Source organism: Bacillus sp. ISL-78 (genome assembly GCF_018613455.1).
Taxonomy (GTDB): Bacteria; Bacillota; Bacilli; order Bacillales; family DSM-1321; genus Peribacillus; species Peribacillus frigoritolerans.
Genome location: NZ_JAGGQC010000004.1, coordinates 87,204 through 106,097, shown reverse-complemented (window position 1 = coordinate 106,097; position 18,894 = coordinate 87,204). Strand labels below are relative to the sequence as shown.

Annotated in this window: 20 protein-coding genes; all 20 read right to left on the bottom strand. The window is 42.4% G+C overall.

The genetic code is table 11. The features are described 5' to 3' along the window. Positions 1–30 precede the first annotated feature (30 nt). A complete protein-coding gene (atpA, locus tag J7I96_RS06025; RefSeq protein WP_034315812.1) occupies positions 31–1,539 on the bottom strand; it encodes a F0F1 ATP synthase subunit alpha in 1,509 nt (502 codons plus the stop codon). Positions 1,540–1,563: 24 nt separating this feature from the next. Further along, the gene (locus J7I96_RS06020) at positions 1,564–2,100 is read right to left on the bottom strand and encodes a F0F1 ATP synthase subunit delta (protein ID WP_214772355.1); all 537 of its coding nucleotides are present in this window, start codon (positions 2,098–2,100) and stop codon (positions 1,564–1,566) included. Continuing rightward, positions 2,097–2,615 (bottom strand): F0F1 ATP synthase subunit B, encoded by a 519-nt coding sequence (atpF, locus tag J7I96_RS06015; protein ID WP_057278186.1) that lies wholly within the window; start codon positions 2,613–2,615, stop codon positions 2,097–2,099. The genes J7I96_RS06020 and atpF overlap by 4 nt, the downstream gene beginning before the upstream one ends. 150 nt (positions 2,616–2,765) lie before the next feature. After that, complete coding sequence (gene atpE / locus J7I96_RS06010; RefSeq protein ID WP_034315818.1) at positions 2,766–2,990, bottom strand: F0F1 ATP synthase subunit C; 225 nt, start codon at positions 2,988–2,990, stop codon at positions 2,766–2,768. Between the two features lie 73 nt (positions 2,991–3,063). Next, on the bottom strand, positions 3,064–3,780 hold the full coding sequence (gene atpB, locus J7I96_RS06005; protein ID WP_034315819.1) for a F0F1 ATP synthase subunit A: 717 nt from the start codon (positions 3,778–3,780) through the stop codon (positions 3,064–3,066). Between the two features lie 22 nt (positions 3,781–3,802). Next, positions 3,803–4,171 carry an ATP synthase subunit I gene (locus tag J7I96_RS06000; RefSeq protein ID WP_214772357.1) on the bottom strand — a complete coding sequence of 123 codons (369 nt, stop codon included), beginning with the start codon at positions 4,169–4,171 and terminating at the stop codon, positions 3,803–3,805. Between the two features lie 285 nt (positions 4,172–4,456). Next, on the bottom strand, positions 4,457–6,685 hold the full coding sequence (locus J7I96_RS05995; RefSeq protein WP_285292091.1) for a S8 family serine peptidase: 2,229 nt from the start codon (positions 6,683–6,685) through the stop codon (positions 4,457–4,459). Between the two features lie 83 nt (positions 6,686–6,768). Beyond that, the gene (wecB, locus tag J7I96_RS05990; RefSeq protein ID WP_214772359.1) at positions 6,769–7,911 is read right to left on the bottom strand and encodes a non-hydrolyzing UDP-N-acetylglucosamine 2-epimerase; all 1,143 of its coding nucleotides are present in this window, start codon (positions 7,909–7,911) and stop codon (positions 6,769–6,771) included. A gap of 23 nt (positions 7,912–7,934) precedes the next feature. Then, positions 7,935–8,564, bottom strand: coding sequence for a uracil phosphoribosyltransferase (gene upp / locus J7I96_RS05985; RefSeq protein ID WP_034315825.1), 630 nt, complete (start codon positions 8,562–8,564; stop codon positions 7,935–7,937). 233 nt (positions 8,565–8,797) lie between these two features. Further along, complete coding sequence (locus J7I96_RS05980; protein WP_053536892.1) at positions 8,798–10,039, bottom strand: serine hydroxymethyltransferase; 1,242 nt, start codon at positions 10,037–10,039, stop codon at positions 8,798–8,800. Positions 10,040–10,401: 362 nt separating this feature from the next. After that, positions 10,402–10,995 carry a TIGR01440 family protein gene (locus J7I96_RS05975; protein ID WP_214772361.1) on the bottom strand — a complete coding sequence of 198 codons (594 nt, stop codon included), beginning with the start codon at positions 10,993–10,995 and terminating at the stop codon, positions 10,402–10,404. Positions 10,996–11,054: 59 nt separating this feature from the next. Continuing rightward, complete coding sequence (gene rpiB / locus J7I96_RS05970) at positions 11,055–11,501, bottom strand: ribose 5-phosphate isomerase B (RefSeq protein WP_034315832.1); 447 nt, start codon at positions 11,499–11,501, stop codon at positions 11,055–11,057. A gap of 333 nt (positions 11,502–11,834) precedes the next feature. Continuing rightward, positions 11,835–12,278, bottom strand: a complete 444-nt coding sequence (locus tag J7I96_RS05965; RefSeq protein WP_214772363.1) for a low molecular weight protein arginine phosphatase — start codon at positions 12,276–12,278, stop codon at positions 11,835–11,837. Between the two features lie 143 nt (positions 12,279–12,421). Further along, positions 12,422–12,988, bottom strand: coding sequence for a manganese efflux pump MntP (locus J7I96_RS05960; RefSeq protein ID WP_214772365.1), 567 nt, complete (start codon positions 12,986–12,988; stop codon positions 12,422–12,424). A gap of 74 nt (positions 12,989–13,062) precedes the next feature. Further along, complete coding sequence (locus tag J7I96_RS05955) at positions 13,063–14,112, bottom strand: L-threonylcarbamoyladenylate synthase (protein WP_214772367.1); 1,050 nt, start codon at positions 14,110–14,112, stop codon at positions 13,063–13,065. 289 nt (positions 14,113–14,401) lie between these two features. Next, a complete protein-coding gene (gene spoIIR, locus J7I96_RS05950; RefSeq protein WP_214772369.1) occupies positions 14,402–15,286 on the bottom strand; it encodes a stage II sporulation protein R in 885 nt (294 codons plus the stop codon). A gap of 150 nt (positions 15,287–15,436) precedes the next feature. Continuing rightward, a complete protein-coding gene (gene prmC / locus J7I96_RS05945; RefSeq protein ID WP_214772371.1) occupies positions 15,437–16,291 on the bottom strand; it encodes a peptide chain release factor N(5)-glutamine methyltransferase in 855 nt (284 codons plus the stop codon). A gap of 7 nt (positions 16,292–16,298) precedes the next feature. Beyond that, a complete protein-coding gene (gene prfA, locus J7I96_RS05940) occupies positions 16,299–17,369 on the bottom strand; it encodes a peptide chain release factor 1 (RefSeq protein ID WP_048683507.1) in 1,071 nt (356 codons plus the stop codon). A 164-nt stretch (positions 17,370–17,533) separates the two neighbouring features. Beyond that, positions 17,534–17,983 (bottom strand): hypothetical protein, encoded by a 450-nt coding sequence (locus tag J7I96_RS05935; protein WP_214922155.1) that lies wholly within the window; start codon positions 17,981–17,983, stop codon positions 17,534–17,536. 188 nt (positions 17,984–18,171) lie between these two features. Continuing rightward, the gene (locus J7I96_RS05930; RefSeq protein WP_034315845.1) at positions 18,172–18,777 is read right to left on the bottom strand and encodes a thymidine kinase; all 606 of its coding nucleotides are present in this window, start codon (positions 18,775–18,777) and stop codon (positions 18,172–18,174) included. Positions 18,778–18,894 lie beyond the last annotated feature (117 nt).

Genomic DNA, 18,894 nt, shown 5'->3' with positions numbered 1-18,894 from the left:
CACCACCCTTTATAAATTAGTTAGACCTTATTATTCAGAAATAACGAAGTTCTTTTTGAACTCATTAATTGCAGCAACGATAGCAGCATCTTCAGGAAGACCTTTCGTTGTGCGAATGTGATCTAATAATTCCGGATGAGAACGATCTAGGAACACATAATATTCTTCTTCAAAACGAAGGATATCCGATACTGGAATATCATCTAAATGACCTTTAGTCAATGCATAGAAAATCATGACTTGTTTCTCAACTTTGATCGGTTTGTTTAGATCTTGTTTTAGAACCTCAACTGTACGAGCACCACGGTTAAGTTTTGCTTGAGTTGCAGCATCAAGATCAGAACCGAATTGAGAGAATGCTTCCAGTTCACGGTAAGAAGCCAAGTCTAGACGTAAAGTACCAGCAACTTTCTTCATCGCTTTAATTTGTGCAGATCCACCAACACGGGATACGGATAGACCAGCGTTAATCGCAGGACGTACACCCGAGAAGAACAAATCGGATTGCAAGAAGATTTGTCCATCAGTGATGGAAATTACGTTTGTTGGAATGTAAGCAGAGATGTCGCCTGCTTGTGTTTCAACAAATGGAAGCGCAGTGATTGAACCGGCACCTAAAGTGTCATTCAATTTTGCTGCACGCTCAAGTAAACGGGAGTGCAAGTAGAATACATCCCCTGGGAATGCTTCACGACCTGGAGGACGGCGAAGTAGCAAGGAAAGTTCACGGTATGCAGATGCTTGTTTAGAAAGATCATCATATACTACAAGAACGTGCTTGCCAGCGAACATGAACTCTTCACCCATAGTCACACCAGCATATGGCGCTAGGTATAAAAGTGGTGCTGGTTGAGAAGCTGAAGCAGATACAACGATTGTGTAATCCAATGCACCATTTTTACGTAGTGTTTCAACAGTTCCACGAACAGTTGATTCTTTTTGACCGATAGCCACATAGATACAGATCATATCTTGGTCAGCTTGGTTAAGGATTGTATCGATCGCAACTGATGTTTTACCAGTTTGACGGTCACCGATGATTAACTCACGTTGTCCACGTCCGATAGGTACTAGCGCATCGATTGCTTTAATTCCTGTTTGTAATGGTTCATGAACAGATTTACGGTCCATAACACCTGTAGCAGGGCTTTCGATTGGACGAGTTTTTGTTGTAGCGATCGGACCAAGGCCATCTAATGGTTGTCCTAGCGGATTCACGACACGTCCGATTAATTCTTCTCCAACTGGCACTTCCATGATACGGCCAGTACGGCGTACTTCACTGCCTTCTTGAATATCTCTGAATGGTCCAAGAATAACAACACCTACGTTATTTTGTTCAAGGTTTTGTGCCAATCCCATTGAACCATTAGAAAATTCTAAGAGCTCCCCAGCCATTGCATTGTCTAAACCATGAACGCGAGCGATACCATCACCAACAGTGATCACTGTACCTACATCGCTTACTTTAATTTCCGACTGATAGTTTTCAATCTGCTTTTTAATCAGCGCACTGATTTCTTCAGCTTTGATGCTCATGAATTTCACCCCTATCTGTGAATATTAACCTAATAGTTGTTTGCTAAGGCGATCAAGCTTCCCACGTATCGTTCCGTCATAAATACGGTTACCGATTTGAAGTTTGATACCGCCAAGAATATTGCTATCCGTAACATTAGTGATACGCAAATTACGTTTGCCGATCTTTGCAGCAAAAGCTGAAGACACAGCTTCCGCTTCAGCTTCAGTTAATGGATTAACTGTATAAACAGTCGCATCCGCAACTGAATTTTCTTCATTTGCAAGTTCAATGAACTCTTGTGCCATGGCAGTCACTTCACTTGTGCGATGACGCTCCACCATTAACATTACAGTGTTTCGAACGGAAGACGAAAGACTTGCAAATGCATTTGCAAGCATTGAATTTTTGGCATCTCTAGTCATTTTAGGATGAGCCAAGAAGCCAAATAGATCTTTATCATTTGTGAATACTTCATTCACTATGCGAAGCTCTTCTTCAAGTTGGTTAATGAGATTTTGCTCTTTCGCAATTTGGAAAAGAGCTACAGCATAACGTCCTGCTACAGTTATATCGCTCATTTACCTTCTCCTGCCTCTTGAATATATTCATTGATTAGTTTTTCTTGATCAGCTGATGAAAGTTCTTTCTCAATCACCTTAGAAGCGATCATGACAGATAATGAAGCTACTTGCTCGCGTAAGGCGGCAACTGCTTTTTCTCTCTCTTGAACGATTTCACGTTTTGCTGATTCTTTAACTCTTTCAGCCTCTGCACGCGCTTGATTAATAATATCTTCGCGTTGTGCTTCGCCTTGTTGCTTAGCATTCTCTATAAGTTGTCCCGCTTCAGTGCGAGATTGTTTTACGATTTCACGCTGTTCTTCTAAATATTTCAGTGCTTCTTTTCTGCTAACTTCAGCTGCTTCAATTTCATTCGCAACATGCTCTTCACGTTCTTTCATGATGCCCATTAGCGGACCCCATGCAAACTTCTTAAGCAACGCTAACAAAATAATAAAGATTACAAGCTGGTATATGATGTCCCCACCATTAAAGTGGACTGCTTGACCAAGAACAAAATTGCTTGTTAACACGCTCGGTTCACTCCCTTCATGAGATTCACTATTGAAGTTCTGTATTTTCGATTGACAGTATCACTGCCATAAATGTTCACTTTAACACAGAGCAATGGCGAAGGGTCTCCTTGGATCATCTTCGCCATTATTGAACTTTTTCAAGTTATCTTATTTACCCATTACAATAAACGCGATAACTACAGCGATGATTGGAAGTGCCTCAACTAATGCAATACCAACGAACATTGTAGTTTGAAGCATACCGCGAGCTTCTGGCTGACGAGCCATTCCTTCAATTGTACGCCCAACGATAAGACCGTTACCAATACCCGCACCTAGTGCACCTAATCCAACTGCGATAGCAGCAGCTATAAGACCTAAAGAACCTGTCATGATAAATTTCCTCCTTGAAATGTTGTTTTATTTTTTTCAACAATATAATGTTCTAAATGAACAATATTTATAATTAATGGTCGTCACTTACTTTATGGGAAAGATAAACCATCGTTAACATAGTAAAGATAAAAGCTTGAATGGAGCCGACAAAGATACTAAATCCTTCCCAAGCTAACATCGGTAATGCAGCAGTGGCTGCACCCACAACACCACTTGTTCCTAGTCCAGCAAGTAAAGTTAATAGTAACTCACCCGCATAAATATTCCCGTAAAGCCGCAATCCAAGAGTTAACGTATTAGCGAACTCCTCAATAATCTTTAACGGAAACAAGAAACCCATTGGCTGAACATAAGTTTTGGCATAATTTTTCATGCCTCTCATCTTGATACCATAATAATGAGTTAAACCCATTACCATAACTGCCAAAGTTAAAGTTATTGCCGGATCAGATGTAGGTGATTTCCACCAAAGTTCATGTCCTATTACAATCGAGAACGGCAATCCTAACATGTTTGAAACAAATACGTACAATATTAACGTCATTCCCAACATTAGGAACTGACCACCCGTACGCCAATCCATATTGCTGTTGATGATATTTTTCACAAAATCCATAACCCATTCGATAAAGTTTTGGATACCTGTTGGCTTCATCGCAAGTTTTCGAGTTGCTGCTACAGCAATAATGAAGACAATGAGACTTGCGATGGTCATCATAAGAACATTAGCCAAGTTGAAATGTATTCCGGTATTCATAAATTCCCACATAGGAGCTTCATGATTCAACAGTATTCACCTCTCTTCTTTACTACCTACGTATGTTTTGCATAAAATAATCTATCATAATGACAAAGTAAACTGTCATTAATCCCACAACCACGCAGACCACCTGAAACTCATCAGGATATCTCAATGCAATAATTGCAGCTAAACCCGCTACAGACATTCTAGTTAAACTACCAAGGGAGCGCGTTTTCTTACCTTCGGCAACCTCTTGGGCGAACTTCTTGTTCTTTTTGACCATTGACCAGAATATAAATAGGCTGAAAGCAGTTCCAAGCAAAAATCCTTGGAAGACTGAATCATGTGAAGTGAAAACCACCCCAAGTAGATAAATACCCATTAAATACAACATGTATTTTAACTGCCTATTGAACATTTTTTCCAATTCTAGCATTTTGTCATGTAATCTCCCTAGAAATATTGTAGTATCTTGTTTAGCTTAGAAGAATTTGCCCGTAACAAGTCCAAATAGAAGGTCAAAACTCACTTCTATTTGACACGTTATTAACGTATGAAACCCCTCTCATTCTACATCCTTTGTTAGCATACAATAGGCTAGAATCATTGTCAATGAGTGGTTAGTGAAATTTGTCACAGGTTTGTAATTATTAACGAATTGTTCACAAATTATCTTTTTTATACTATTGACATCCATTTTATTTTACTTATTGTCCTCTCTTCACTCGATAAGTAACGTCTTTTCTATCCGATCTTCCCTTCCGCCCCTTCTTGCAAAGATTATCGCTTTATACACTCCTTTAGGCGGCAAGTCCTTTTTCAATACATCTTTTTTTATCAATCCGGAAGGAGCCGATCTGGACCAATCCAAATATCCAGCGAATTTCAAGCTATCTTCCTCATAAAGCGCAATACCGAATTCTTCAGCCCCGCGCGGAAGATACATTTCGTATCGATATGTGCCTTCCTTGTCCCCTTGGCCAAAATCAAATCCCATTATCCTTGGATAATCAGGCTCTTCTTTTACATATAAATAAGGAAGGGATATTCTTTTGGTTCCTTCCATTATAATGAGGTATCCATCAAAGACTCCCTTTTTAAGCTTGGCTGGGTTGACCTGCAATCCGACTTTTATCCGTTTCTTTTCCTTCGGTTTCAAAGTAAGGGATTTCGGCAATTCCCAAGTTAGTCCCATCTCTTTTAATGGGACCATGAATGAGTACTTCCTCATTTCCGTTCCGGTATTTTCTATGATTATCGTTTCATGATGCTCTTCAATTCCCTCTTTTTTTGTATACATCCCAAAGGACAATGAGCTTGGATTCAAGAGCGTGTCCGCTTTTAACGCTTCGTCGACCTGGATGCGTCCAGCCCCCTGTTCATATGTGTGATACAATTGATTTGCTGTTTTCCTCAATGGCTTGGAAGTGCTCATCAATGCAGATTTCACTTGATCAGGAGTCCATTCCGGGTGTTTTTGCAGGATTAAGGCGCATGCTCCTGCAACATGCGGTGCGGACATACTTGTTCCATCCAGGGACATATATCCTTTAGGAATGGTGCTTTCAATTTCCACTCCCGGTGCCAATACGTCAGGTTTTATACCCCATGATACGGTTACCGGTCCCCTGGAGCTAAAATCCGCAAGCCTATCCTGCTCGTTCTTATAAACAAATTGAACGGTTTTGCTCTGCCCTTGCTCCATGATTTGCTTGAGCTGCAATCCATCTCTTCTATTAATAGAGGCAGCTGGGATGTTCATTTCTTTTTCCAAGCTTCCAGTAAAGGTCCCGCTCGTATTATTAAAAACAATTACACCCTTCGCACCTGCCTTTTCTGCATTGGATACTTTCTGCTGGAAGGTAAGTGTGCCACGTTCCATCAACACAATCTTATCCCGAACATTCTTCAGGTCCTTTTCATTACCCAGTCCTCCATATATGACATCCTCGGAGAACGTCAGGTTCCATTTTTTAGAGCCTTGAAACAAGGTTAAATGCGATTGATGCTTTTTTGATCCAAGTCCGTAAATCATATACGGCACCCTTAAGGGCGGAGTCGAAGCTCCAACGGATATCGCTTTTTCCGCTGTACCGGGTGAACCGACGGTCCATACAGCCGGTCCGGAATTCCCGTTTGATGTCACGGCAACGATGCCGCTTTCCACAGCCTTATTCAACGCGAGGGAGATAGGTAAATCAGGACCATTGACGTTATTGCCTAGAGAGAGGTTCAATACATCCACCTTATCCTTCATGGCTGACTCAATGGCCGTCAATACTTGATCTGTATCTCCGGAACCGCCTGGCCCCAAAGCACGATATGCATAAATCTCCGCATCAGGTGCGACGCCTTTCATTTTTCCATTGGCTGCAATGATGCCCGCCACATGAGTGCCATGCAATGTATCCAGGTCGCCTTGATTTTTGGTTTCCATCGGATCTGCATCACCATCAACCAGATCCTTACCTCCTTTATAAGCTCGTTGCAAATCTGGATGTGTATAATCGATGCCAGTATCGATTATTCCTACCTTTATCCCTTTCCCGGTAATCCGGTGATTCTCCTTATCAAAGAAACCCCTGACCCTGTCTCCTCCTATGTATGGGACACTTTTATCCAACACGGCTTGATAAACGGATACTTCCGTTACAGCCTGAATTTCACTCTCCTTTTTAAGTTGCTCTATCTCATTCATTTTCCCATGAAGGGAAAATCCATTCAGGGCAACCGAATAAACATTCCGTAACTGAAGGGATGGATATTTTTTAAGCAATTTTTCAACCTTTTCTCGTTGAAACGCCTTATCCATCGTGACAACAACGGTTACTTCCTTAGATTCAGATAGTTTTGGTAAAGGCGGCAGAATGACGGATGCCCAGCCCTTTTCATTTTGATAAATAAATATAAAAAGGAAAACAAACACTATGAACGTTTTCTTTCCCAACATAATCATCCCCTTAGCAGTTAGCTTTTCTCAACAACCTTGGAGTATGCAAATAAAAAAAGGAAAAGCGCATGGCTTTTCCCTTTTTATGGTTCAAATCTATTTGGCGGCATATTCACTTGCTTGAAATAGTAACGGATGGCTTCAGCTATGCGGACCGAAGCATTTCCGTCCCCATATGGATTTGAAGCTTTCGACATTTTTTCGTGCACCTCTTGATCGGTGAGCAATTCATGTGCCAAATCATATATGGTTTGTTCATCAGTACCAGCCAATCTTAAGGTTCCGGCCGTAATCCCCTCAGGACGTTCGGTCGTATCCCTTAAAACCAGGACGGGTACACCAAGTGACGGTGCCTCTTCCTGGATTCCTCCAGAATCAGTCAAAATCAGATAGGCTCTAGAAGCGAAGTTATGGAAATCCAATACATCCAGCGGTTCGATCAAATGAACCCGCGGATCGTCCCCGAGAACTTCGTTTGCCAATTCTTGAACAAGCGGATTTAAATGGACAGGATATACCACTTGAACATCATCATGCTCAACAATGATTCTCTTAACGGCCCTGAAGATATTCCTCATGGGTTCCCCTAGATTTTCCCTGCGATGGGCGGTAAGCAAAATGAGCCTGTCTTCTCCAAGTCCATTTAAAACCGGATGGGAATATGTCGACCTTACAGTCGTTTTTAACGCATCCGTTGCCGTATTTCCCGTCACGAAGATATTATCCTTCTTGTTTTCGTTCAGAAGATTCTCCTCGGCTTTCGAAGTCGGCGCAAAATGCAAATCCGCCATCGTACCGGTAAGCTGTCGATTCATCTCTTCCGGATAGGGGGAATACTTATTCCATGTGCGCAGCCCCGCTTCTACATGCCCAATGACAATTTGATTATAAAAAGCTGCCAGACTGGCGACAAACGTTGTGGTTGTATCACCATGAACGAGAACAATATCTGGTTTAGCTTCCTTCATTACGGAATCAAGACCATTCAATGCCCTTGTGGTAATGTCAGCAAGCGTTTGCCTTTCCTTCATTATGTCCAAGTCATAGTCCGGCTTTATGGAAAATAGTTCAAGAACTTGATCTAACATTTGGCGATGCTGAGCCGTAACAGCAACGATCGGCTTGAAATATTCTGGGTGTTTTTGAAATTCGAGCACTAAGGGAGCCATTTTGACAGCTTCTGGTCTCGTCCCGAAAATGGTCATGACTTTAATCGGTTTGTTCATTCGTGACACCTCAGTTTCTTTCCTTATTTTGTGCCGAATAAACGATCTCCTGCGTCTCCAAGACCCGGAACGATATAACCATGTTCATTCAGTTTTTCGTCAAGGCCCGCAATATAGATATCAACATCAGGATGAGCTTCTTTTAAAGCTTCTACACCTTCTGGAGCTGCAATCAAACACATGAATTTAATATTGACTGCACCGCGCTTTTTAATGGAATGGATCGCTTCGATGGCTGATCCGCCAGTGGCTAGCATCGGGTCAACGACAATGCATTCCCTTTCTGCCAAGTCACTTGGCATCTTCGCATAATATTCAACCGGTTTCAATGTTTCAGGATCACGGTAAAGTCCAACATGTCCGACCTTTGCTGCAGGAATCAGCTTAATGATTCCGTCCACCATCCCTATGCCTGCACGTAAAATCGGGACGATCCCCACTTTTTTACCAGAAAGCATTTTCACTTTCGCTGTGCTTACAGGCGTTTGGATTTCCACTTCTTCCAGCGGCATATCCCTCGTGATTTCAAATGCCATCAATGATGCAACTTCATCCACTAGTTCACGGAATTCTTTTGTTCCTGTATTTATATCACGTATATAGGCTAATTTGTGCTGAATTAACGGGTGATCGAAAACATAAACTTTTCCCATTTGGCATCTCTCCAATTCCATTGCTTAGTTTTGCGCTTTTTTATGATTTCCCTAATCGAATAGAAAAATTTTCGTGTCTTTTAAAATTCACTTCAACCTATTTTACAGAAAAATGTTTCAATCTTCAATAAAGGTTTAGATGTCAGACCTATTTTCACTATTCGGATTCTTCTAACACACCGACCTTCCATAAATGCAAAAAAACCGCTCCCTTTAAAGGGAGCGGCCCGATATTACAATGAAGGATACAATTCAAATTTGTTCGCTAATGATTCAACACGCTGTTTCGCTTCTTCAAGCTTAGCTGCGTCTTCATTATTTTTCAATACTAGTCCGATGATGGCAGCTATTTCATCCATGTCTTCCAATCCGAAGCCACGTGATGTCACTGCCGCAGTCCCAATACGTATACCGCTGGTAACGAATGGTTTTTCCGGGTCATAAGGAATCGCATTTTTGTTAACGGTAATACCGATTTCATCCAAAACATGCTCTGCGATTTTACCCGTTAACCCTGTAGAGCGCACATCAAGAAGAATCAAGTGATTGTCCGTTCCATCAGAAACAAGAGTGAACCCTTCTTTCTTCAAACCTTCACCCAAACGTTTAGCATTGTCGATGATTTGTTGGGCATATACTTTAAAATCATCTTGAAGCGCTTCGCCGAATGCAACAGCCTTAGCTGATATAACATGCATCAAAGGACCGCCTTGAATTCCAGGGAAGATGGATTTATCGATCTTCTTACCGAATTCTTCTTTACAGATGATCATCCCGCCGCGTGGTCCGCGAAGTGTTTTATGAGTAGTTGTCGTTACAAAGTCAGCATAAGGAATTGGACTTTGATGTAATCCAGCCGCAACTAAACCTGCAATATGCGCCATGTCGACCATTAAATATGCCCCGACTTCATCCGCAATTTCACGGAATCGCTTGAAGTCGATTTCCCGTGGATATGCACTTGCACCCGCTACGATCAATTTAGGTTTGTGTTGACGCGCTTTTTCCAATACATCATTGTAATCGATACGGTGATCTTTTTCGTCTACACCATATTCAACAAAATTGTAGTTAACACCACTGAAGTTTACTGGACTTCCATGTGTTAAGTGACCACCATGCGAAAGGTTCATCCCAAGCACTGTGTCGCCAGTTTGAAGCACTGTAAAGTAAACGGCCATATTGGCTTGAGCTCCAGAGTGAGGCTGTACATTCACATACTCGCCTCCGAAAATTTCTTTCGCACGCTCACGCGCTAGATCTTCAACGATGTCTACATACTCACATCCGCCATAGTAACGTTTTCCAGGGTATCCTTCTGCATACTTATTAGTCAAGACAGACCCTTGAGCTTCCATGACAGCTTCACTCACGAAGTTTTCAGAAGCAATAAGCTCAATTTTACTTCTTTGACGCCCTAATTCCAGTTGAATTGCGTTAAACACTTGCTCATCTTGCTTTGCTAAACGATTCATTCCGTAATTCCTCCTTAAATTGTGCGTGATTCGCTTTTTAGTATTTATGTGCAACATGCCTTCAAAAAGCATGAAAAAGCCATATCAATAATTATTAGAAAATTCTACTCCATTTTAACATGTCTAATTTAGAAGTGATAGTCTATTTTTATCGAACATTAAATGTTTTTTCATTAAAAAATGTTCGTATTTAACATCGAAATTGTGATAAATAGCTCTTTCACCCTATATTACACGAGCGAAATCACCATTCTATTAGCAAAAAGTTTTTTTCTAATCCTTCACCTTGAGCGTTACGATTTTTGCCCGCCTCAATTAAAAAACAGCATTCCCCACCCGAGAAATGCTGTCTTACTTACCCATTAAGTACAACTTTTGTTTTCAGAGAGGTCCCGATAAACTGCACGCTCCCCGCCAATCAGTTTCGGGCGGGTTTTTGCCATGGTCACATGTGCATGACCTATTTCTTTAATGGCAGAGCGAATCGGAACCGCAACATGCTTCAGATGCATACCAATGAATGTGTCTCCAATATCTATCCCCGCATCCGCTTTGATATGTTCAACGACGACTGAATCTTTCCATTGCTGATAGGCGTACGTCGCCATCGATCCCCCAGCTGTTCTTACAGGTACGACCGACACTTCTTCATAACCATACCGAATCGCGGTTTCCCTTTGTAAAACCAAGGCCCTGTTTAGATGCTCACAACATTGATATGCAACCTGAACACCCGTTTTTCCTTGAAAATCCCTCACTACGGAAAAAATCATCCCAGCAACATCGAGTGTCCCTTCAGTACCGATCCTTTTCCCGATCACTTCACTTGTACTGCAGCCGATAACCAGTAGCTGTTTCTCTTTTAAAGCCGTCTGTTCTTGGAACTCGTATAAAAGTTCCCGAAACTGGTTTTCCCATATCTCAAGCTCATTTGAAAATGTAGCATCACTTGTCATGAAAACGCATCCTTTCAATAAGAAAACTTACTATCGGAACTCTCCAAAAACCAAAAGAATTAACTGTGCTTACCTTCGTACTCCGCAATCTTACCAATCCTGTTTTGATGGCGCCCGCCCTCAAATTCCGAAGTCAGCCACGTTTGGGCAATTTCCCTGGCCAGACCCGGGCCAATGACACGTTCCCCCATCGCTAACATATTGGTATCATTATGCTGACGGGTCAATTTCGCACTATAGACATCATGAACCAATGCACATCGTATTCCTTTGACCTTATTGGCAGCAATGCTCATTCCGATTCCAGTTCCACAGATTAAAATGCCCCGATCGAACTCACCCCGTGCCACTTTTTCAGCAACCGGCAAGGCATAATCAGGATAATCCACCGACGTACTGCATTCACAGCCAAAGTCCTCAAATGGAATCTGTAACTCATTCAATAAATTCTTTATTTCTTCACGGATATGTATACCACCATGATCCGAAGCAATCGCAACTTTCATCATAATCCTCCTCTAGCTTTTTCATTTGATTTTATTGTGTCACAAAATTATGAAAAGATAAAGGATGTCCATCCTTTTCCCCGCAAAGAAGCAGGAAACCAACTCTGGTTTCCTGCTAGCGGGTAATGGTCCTGTTCAACTTTTCCGCTTTCGCTTTAAGTTCCATTGCCGATTTTTCGACATTTTCCATGACTGCCCCTTGTTCGCTTGTGACAGCCGTCACTTCTTCCGCTCCAGCAGATGCTTATTCTGCAATGGCAGCCAATGCTGCCTTGATCCTATACCAAGCTTAGTAATATCTTTTACCCCAGCGTCCACATTATGTACCCCAGTTCAATTTTTAAGCCTTTTGACTAATTCATCTATCAATTCCTGCAGCTCTCTGAACGTTTCCCGATAAATGCCTTCAGAACCGCCGAACGGATCCATTATATCTCTATCATATTTATCTCCGAGAATGAATTCTTTTAAAGTAAAGGTCTTATCGATCATTTGGGGATATGAACGGGTAATGGCCGATTTATGCCCTTCCGTCATGGTGAAGACATGAGTCGCCCACTCCATTTCCTTCGCGGATAAAGGCGTTGAATGATGATTATGCACTATGTCATTTTCAACCAATACATTTTTAGCATGCATTGAAGCATCCTGACCTGTCGAAGCATACACGCCTGCGGACTTCACTTCAACACCCGCAATATTCTTGTTTTTCAATATCGCTTCTGCCATCGGGCTTCGGCATGTGTTACCTGTACATACAAATAATACCCGGATCATTTTAACGCCTCCTTTTTTATTCATTATAAACTATCGCCCGTTTATTATAGTCAAAAAATCACTGTCATTGTGTCCGAGGAAAAAATAAAAACCGCTCCGTTAATCGGAACAGTTGAGGTAGGAATGATATGAATTCAGGCGGATCAAAAAGAGAACAATAATTTCAATCCAAACGCACACAGGATGCTTCCGCCAAGAATCTCACTATACACGCCAAGCAAACCCTGCATTTTTCTACCCAGTAAAAGCCCCGCCCACGTTAATAGAGTGGCGGCAAACCCAAAACAAAGAACCGTTAAAATCGTTTTGGCACCGTAAATCCCCAGAGTCAACCCTACCGAGAAGCTATCCAGGCTTACCCCTAAAGCAAAAATGATTAAACCTTTCCCGACAGGAGCCAGCATCTTATTTTGCATGGCACCAGCGTCATCCTTTTTACCAGGAATAAACATCTGTATACCAAGAATGATCAACAATAGACCGCCGGCGTATGTAGCGAAGGTCCCGAATTTTTCTGAAATGAAACGGCCTGCCCCCATTCCAAGCAAGGGCATCCAAATATGAAAAATGCCTACTGTCAAACCTATAAACAGAATTTGCCTCAACCTTAGCTTAAACATTCCCATTCCAAGGCCCACTGAAAAGGCATCCATTCCCAAAGCGAAGGCCATTAGCAATAAGGTGATGATTTCTCCAGCAAATGTATTCATTCCAATCCCCCTCGGACGTGCCTACTACATGTTATGCATGTCCGAAAAGAAATAGAAGGATAAATCAGTCCTTATTACACATGTTCCTTGATGATTTGATGACCTGCAGCCTTCTCAAGCCGGTTCATGACCGCAGCCCCTATTCCATGGTCAGGAAACATTTCACTAAAAATGACATCGACCTCCAGCTCATCAAACTGTCTTAAGGCATCATATAAGCCTGTCGCAACTGTATGTAAATCGGCTAATGAACCTGGTACAACCACATAATCCGCCTTATAATCCTGTTGATGTTCATAAGCCGTAATGATGCCCACCTTTAACCCGTCGCTTCTTTTTTCATCCACAAGCTTCTGAAGGAAAGCTTGATTACCCTTAACTAAAAATAGAGGGGCCTTCGGAGCATAGTGGGTATATTTCATGCCCGGGGCTTTTGGCGCCGTTTCCTGATTCTTCAAAGCGACATCTTGCCTGACTTCCCCAATTACCGCTTCCAGCTGTTCCAGGGTCACCCCGCCAGGCCTTAAAATAACAGGGACCTCCACAGTGCAATCCAGTACTGTGGATTCCACGCCCACACCTGTATTCCCGCCATCGACTATACCTGCAATCCGGCCCATCAAGTCATCTTCAACATGTTTTGCTGAAGTGGGGCTTGGTTTCCCGGAAGTATTTGCACTTGGAGCCGCAATGGGCAAATCACTCGCACGAATAAGGCCAAGGGCAACCTGGTGATCCGGCATCCTGACAGCCACCGTGTCCAATCCAGCTGTCACAAGATTCGATAGCTGGCCCGGTTTCCGTTTCATGATCAAAGTCAAAGGACCCGGCCAAAATTCTGCCATTAGCTTCCGGGCCCGTTCCGGAATCTCTTCTACAATACCCGACAACTGGTCATCGGAGGCTATATGAACGATTAAAGGATTATCACTCGGACGCCCCTTTGCTTCGAACACTTTTTTGACCGCCTCGTCATTTTTGGCATTCGCGCCGAGTCCATAAACGGTCTCTGTAGGAAAAGCAACCACTTGATTAGCCTTTAATAATTCAGCTGATTGTGTAATCTGGGGATAACTTTGTAAATTATCCACATTTTTATCCACTGACCAAATTTTCGTTTTCATCTTGAACACCATCGCCTTTTAACATTTCTTATTTTATATAATCGCTTTAATATGAACGGTATTTTCATCTTAACGTACGAATTTCACTTAAAAGATACTTTGAAAGTATAAAAGAAGTATACACATAATTCAAGTGTTATCCACAAATTGGGGATAACCACATCAAATCCGTGGATAAGTTTGTGGATATTAATGATTAATGACAGACTTTTTTGATTTTTTGTTAATAACCCTGTGGATATGTTTTTAAAATTATCTGAATTTAAAGAAGAGGTACTCTGCCCCCTCCTTAAAATAGATCATTGAAGATTTCTGCAAACAAGGACTTCACTTCCACCTCGGGCTCCTTTTCCCCTTCATATAATTGTTGACCTTTTTCATTGGATGCCGCAAGTTCAACCTTGTTTTCCCCAACTTTTCCTTCCATGACTTCCTCTGTCACTTGTTCCTTATCTTTCACTGCCACTTCTTCTTTTACCTCTGGCTCTACAACCTCTTCTTTTACCGTTACTTCCGGTGCTTCCTCTTTTACACTCTCCTCGATTACCTCTTCTTCAACCACTTCCTCCGCAACAGGTTCACTCTCTTCATTCGTTGCAGCATACGCCGTTCCTTCCGAAGCCAAGGAACCTTCCTCTTCATCCTCGACAATCGGACTTTGACTTACAGCCGTCCCATTTGAAAAATCCAAGAAACACAATGGGGGAAATAACACACACCACCAATTAGCGCCGTCCCCTTCACCAAGCGTGATAATCACTGCTTCATATTCCCCTGCCGGATATAAATACTGCCCGTACAGCTTTGTCGGAAATTCAGCTTGTCCAAAATCCACTTTCACCGACTGCTCCAAACCCTGTTCCTTTATTACCGCCTCAGCCGTCGCCTGGATATCCGGCAGATGCGAGGTGATTACATCCCTCGCTTCATCCAAAGAAGTAAGCTCAGCGACCCACTTTGTGATATCTTCATTTACCTTATCCCTAATCAGCCGTTTAACCGCTTGGTCCTCTTCTTTATCACTATTGGCGAGTATCCGCAGCCGAATCGCCTCATCCGGGATTACCTTCGTATCTTCTGCACCGACCATCTCCGCTTTAGGCATATATATACTTACGATCGTTCCTATAGTTAAGATTAATAGATAAATAATGGCTAAATGTTTAGTTTTCATCGCCTTCGCCCCCTCACATGAATCAGTCTCACCATTTTCCAGCTATCTTAAACTAGTAAAAACAAAAAAAGTTGATAGCTGGAAATATAGATTCCAAAGGTTAATGAGGGTGCGGTCCCTAAAAAACCCGTCTCACATAAGGGAGACGGATCATTTTAATTCAGCAAAGACCATTCGATCTTTTTCATTAATATCATTTATGATGGATACTTCCGCGGCAGGAAAGGTTCGCTTCAATAAATCGGCAACCGCGGCCCCCTGTCCTGCACCCACTTCAAAACCGATCAGTCCAGGCACCTTCATGACTAAAGGTAACTGTTCCATAAAGCGGCGGTAAAAATCCAGCCCATCGATACCGGCAAACAACGCACGATGTGGTTCATGACCAGTCACGACCACTGACATGGATTCATGATCATCTTCTGGTATATATGGCGGATTCGATAAAAGAATGTCCACCTTCTCGTTTATATTCATGAACGGCGAAAGCAAATCACCTTGCATGAACTCCACTTCGGCACCAAGTGATTCGGCATTTTTCCTCGCCACCTCAAGCGATGGTTCCGCTATGTCTGTGGCCGCCACCATCAGGTTTGATTTTTCAAGTTTCATCGTTATGGCAATTGCGCCGCTGCCAGTCCCAATATCAACTAAACGGAGCTTCTGTCCCTCCATAAAAATGGCCGGGAGTTTACGTAATGTATAATAAATCAATTCTTCCGTTTCCGGTCTCGGTATGAGCACTTCTTCATTCACAAAAAAGGTCCGTCCATAAAATTCTTCACTACCGATTATATATTGGATGGGCGTCCCCTCAGCATGCAGCTCAATAGCGTCCTTAAATCTCCCAAAATCCGCTTCACTAAGCTCATCATGAAGGTTTGCCAGCATTTGGGAGCGAGTTTGTTTTAAAAAGTGCTGTAACAGGATTTCCCCAGCATTGGCATCACGATCATTTTCCTTTAAAAAAGAAGAAGCCCATTTAAGGGCTTCAAAAACTTTCACGGCAGAATTACTCATCTGCATTTTCCAGCCTTGAAGATTGGTCTTCCATGATTAATGCATCAACGACTTCATCCAGTTTACCTTCCATGATTTGATCCAGTTTTTGAATCGTTAAACCAATGCGGTGGTCGGTAACGCGGTTTTGCGGGAAGTTATAAGTCCGAATCCTTTCAGATCGATCACCCGTTCCAACGGCCAGCTTCCTGTTTTGATCATATTCCGCCTGTATTTCGCGATTGATTTTATCGAACACCCTGGCACGCAAAACCTTCATTGCCTTTTCTTTGTTCTTGATTTGTGATTTTTCATCTTGACAGGATACAACCGTATTAGTCGGAATATGAGTCAAGCGCACCGCTGACATTGTCGTATTGACACTTTGCCCTCCAGGACCGCTTGATGCAAAGGTATCGACACGAATATCCTTATCATGGATTTCAACTTCCACTTCCTCAGCTTCAGGTAAAACGGCAACCGTGGCTGTAGATGTATGAATCCGACCGCCTGATTCCGTTTCAGGTACTCGCTGAACGCGATGTGCTCCATTTTCGAATTTCAACTTTGAATAAGCGCCATTGCCATTAATCATGAATATGATTTCCTTGTAGCCGCCAAGCCCAGTAGGATTTGCTTCAATGACTTCAGTCCGCCAGCCCTGCACCTCGGCAAAACGGCTATACATCCGATATAGACTGCCTGCAAATAAGGCCGCCTCATCTCCGCCAGCCGCACCGCGGATCTCCATGATTACGTTTTTATCATCGTTGGGGTCTTTCGGAATAAGCAATATTTTCAGCTTATCCTCAAGGCCTTGTATGGTTTCATCAAGTTCATTGATCTCTTCTTTTACCATTTCACGCATTTCCGCATCAAGTTTCTCCTCCAGCATCGCCTTCGCTTCCTGAAGTTGCTCACGAACCGCTTTATATTCTTTATAAGTCGACGCGGTCTCTTGAATGCTGGATTGCTCCTTGGAATATTCCCTTAGCTTCTTGGAGTCATTAATGATCTCCGGGTCACTTAATAGTTCATTCAATCTTTCATATCTATCTTCTACTGCTTGCAAACGATCAAACAAATTATTCACCTCATAAATTTTCCAAAACATCTGAAACGAATTGGAAGTAATCCATCTCTTATTACTATAAATAAGTAGCTCAGTGCCCCAGCTCAGTTCACTTCTAGGTTAATTATAGTATAGGTGAATAATCAACGTCAAAGAGATTCAAAAATGTCGTGCTTTTACTTGTTTATTTTGACATCTACATTATATTGAGGCACAACCCTGTTTATCATGCCTTGTATTCGCTGCATTTCCTTATTTCTTTCTTTTTCGGTCTTGATTTTGCCTTTATCATGGATCGTAACGTGTATGGTATTTCCATTAAACCACACGGAACCGGCCTCATAATTAGTTTCCGATTCGATCACCCCGCGGATTTCATCAATTTGCTGACCCATGGATGGAGAATTATTGGATGTATGATGCGGTGTGTTAAGGAGCTGATCTGATGGTCGTTCCGCTTCATTATCCCAATCATTATTGGATACTTGATTTAAACCATTGCCAACCCTGCCATCCCGGGATTGATCTCCATATTCCGAATCATTATTTATTGCATTGTCATTTTGACCGCATGCCGTTAGTGCAGCAAGCAGACAGGCCGTCATGATAAGCAGTTTTGATTTCATATTTTTTCCCTCCATTTTGGCTGGTTAAAAAGAACATTTCCTCGTTAGCCTACCCAAAATGGGGCAATATTTATCTTTTATTTCCCTTCCATGTATTGGTCAGGCCACCTGAATAACTCGACAGTTTTTCCACTTTTCCGCATAAAAAAAGCACCCTGTGATCTCATTGGATCATAGGGCACCATCATTCAAATATGTTCTTTAATCCCAACAGCCTGCTTACCCGGAACTTCGTGATGATGGCGGCAGCGGGGCTCGTACGATTCCGATGCACCCACAAGGATGATCGGCTCATCATAGGAGGCCGGCTCCCCATCTATCAAGCGCTGTGTCCTGCTCGCAGGTGATCCGCATACTTCACACACTGCCTGCAGCTTAGTCACAGATTCTGCAAGCGATAATAGAACAGGCATAGGGCCGAATGGTTCACCTCTGAAATCTTGATCGAGTCCAGCCATAATCACTCGATAACCGCTGTCCGCAAGATGCTGGGCAACCCCGATAATTTCATGATCAAAAAATTGCACTTCATCTATTGCAATGATATCCAAGGGCTTGTCCAAATACTTAAAAATATCCGTTGAATGGGCAATCGGTTTTGCCATCACAGAAGAGCCATTGTGTGATACGACAGCCTCTTCCGCATAGCGATTATCAATAGCTGGTTTAAATACAGCTATCTGCTCTTTAGCAAATTGAGCACGGCTGACTCGTTTAATCAATTCTTCAGATTTACCTGAAAACATGCTTCCGCAAATAAGCTCGATCCAGCCTGTTTGTTTCATTACATACATGGAAACAGCTACTCCCTTCCACCTGTCGATCCATTGGCCATAATTGAAGTCGACCTGGCTTTGTATAAATTCTTACTTGTTTATGGAAAAGAAAAAACAGGCAAGAAAAATACTTGC

Excerpts from the sequence above, each read along its gene's own strand:
- atpA (WP_034315812.1), bottom strand. The coding sequence starts at position 1,539 with ATGAGCATCAAAGCTGAAGAAATCAGTGCGCTGATTAAAAAGCAGATT.
- J7I96_RS06020 (WP_214772355.1), bottom strand. The coding sequence starts at position 2,100 with ATGAGCGATATAACTGTAGCAGGACGTTATGCTGTAGCTCTTTTCCAA.
- atpE (WP_034315818.1), bottom strand. The coding sequence starts at position 2,990 with ATGACAGGTTCTTTAGGTCTTATAGCTGCTGCTATCGCAGTTGGATTA.
- J7I96_RS06000 (WP_214772357.1), bottom strand. The coding sequence starts at position 4,171 with ATGCTAGAATTGGAAAAAATGTTCAATAGGCAGTTAAAATACATGTTG.
- J7I96_RS05995 (WP_285292091.1), bottom strand. The coding sequence starts at position 6,685 with ATGTTGGGAAAGAAAACGTTCATAGTGTTTGTTTTCCTTTTTATATTT.
- wecB (WP_214772359.1), bottom strand. The coding sequence starts at position 7,911 with ATGAACAAACCGATTAAAGTCATGACCATTTTCGGGACGAGACCAGAA.
- upp (WP_034315825.1), bottom strand. The coding sequence starts at position 8,564 with ATGGGAAAAGTTTATGTTTTCGATCACCCGTTAATTCAGCACAAATTA.
- J7I96_RS05980 (WP_053536892.1), bottom strand. The coding sequence starts at position 10,039 with ATGAATCGTTTAGCAAAGCAAGATGAGCAAGTGTTTAACGCAATTCAA.
- J7I96_RS05975 (WP_214772361.1), bottom strand. The coding sequence starts at position 10,995 with ATGACAAGTGATGCTACATTTTCAAATGAGCTTGAGATATGGGAAAAC.
- rpiB (WP_034315832.1), bottom strand. The coding sequence starts at position 11,501 with ATGAAAGTTGCGATTGCTTCGGATCATGGTGGTATACATATCCGTGAA.
- J7I96_RS05965 (WP_214772363.1), bottom strand. The coding sequence starts at position 12,278 with ATGATCCGGGTATTATTTGTATGTACAGGTAACACATGCCGAAGCCCG.
- J7I96_RS05960 (WP_214772365.1), bottom strand. The coding sequence starts at position 12,988 with ATGAATACATTTGCTGGAGAAATCATCACCTTATTGCTAATGGCCTTC.
- J7I96_RS05955 (WP_214772367.1), bottom strand. The coding sequence starts at position 14,112 with ATGAAAACGAAAATTTGGTCAGTGGATAAAAATGTGGATAATTTACAA.
- spoIIR (WP_214772369.1), bottom strand. The coding sequence starts at position 15,286 with ATGAAAACTAAACATTTAGCCATTATTTATCTATTAATCTTAACTATA.
- J7I96_RS05935 (WP_214922155.1), bottom strand. The coding sequence starts at position 17,983 with ATGAAATCAAAACTGCTTATCATGACGGCCTGTCTGCTTGCTGCACTA.
- J7I96_RS05930 (WP_034315845.1), bottom strand. The coding sequence starts at position 18,777 with ATGTATGTAATGAAACAAACAGGCTGGATCGAGCTTATTTGCGGAAGC.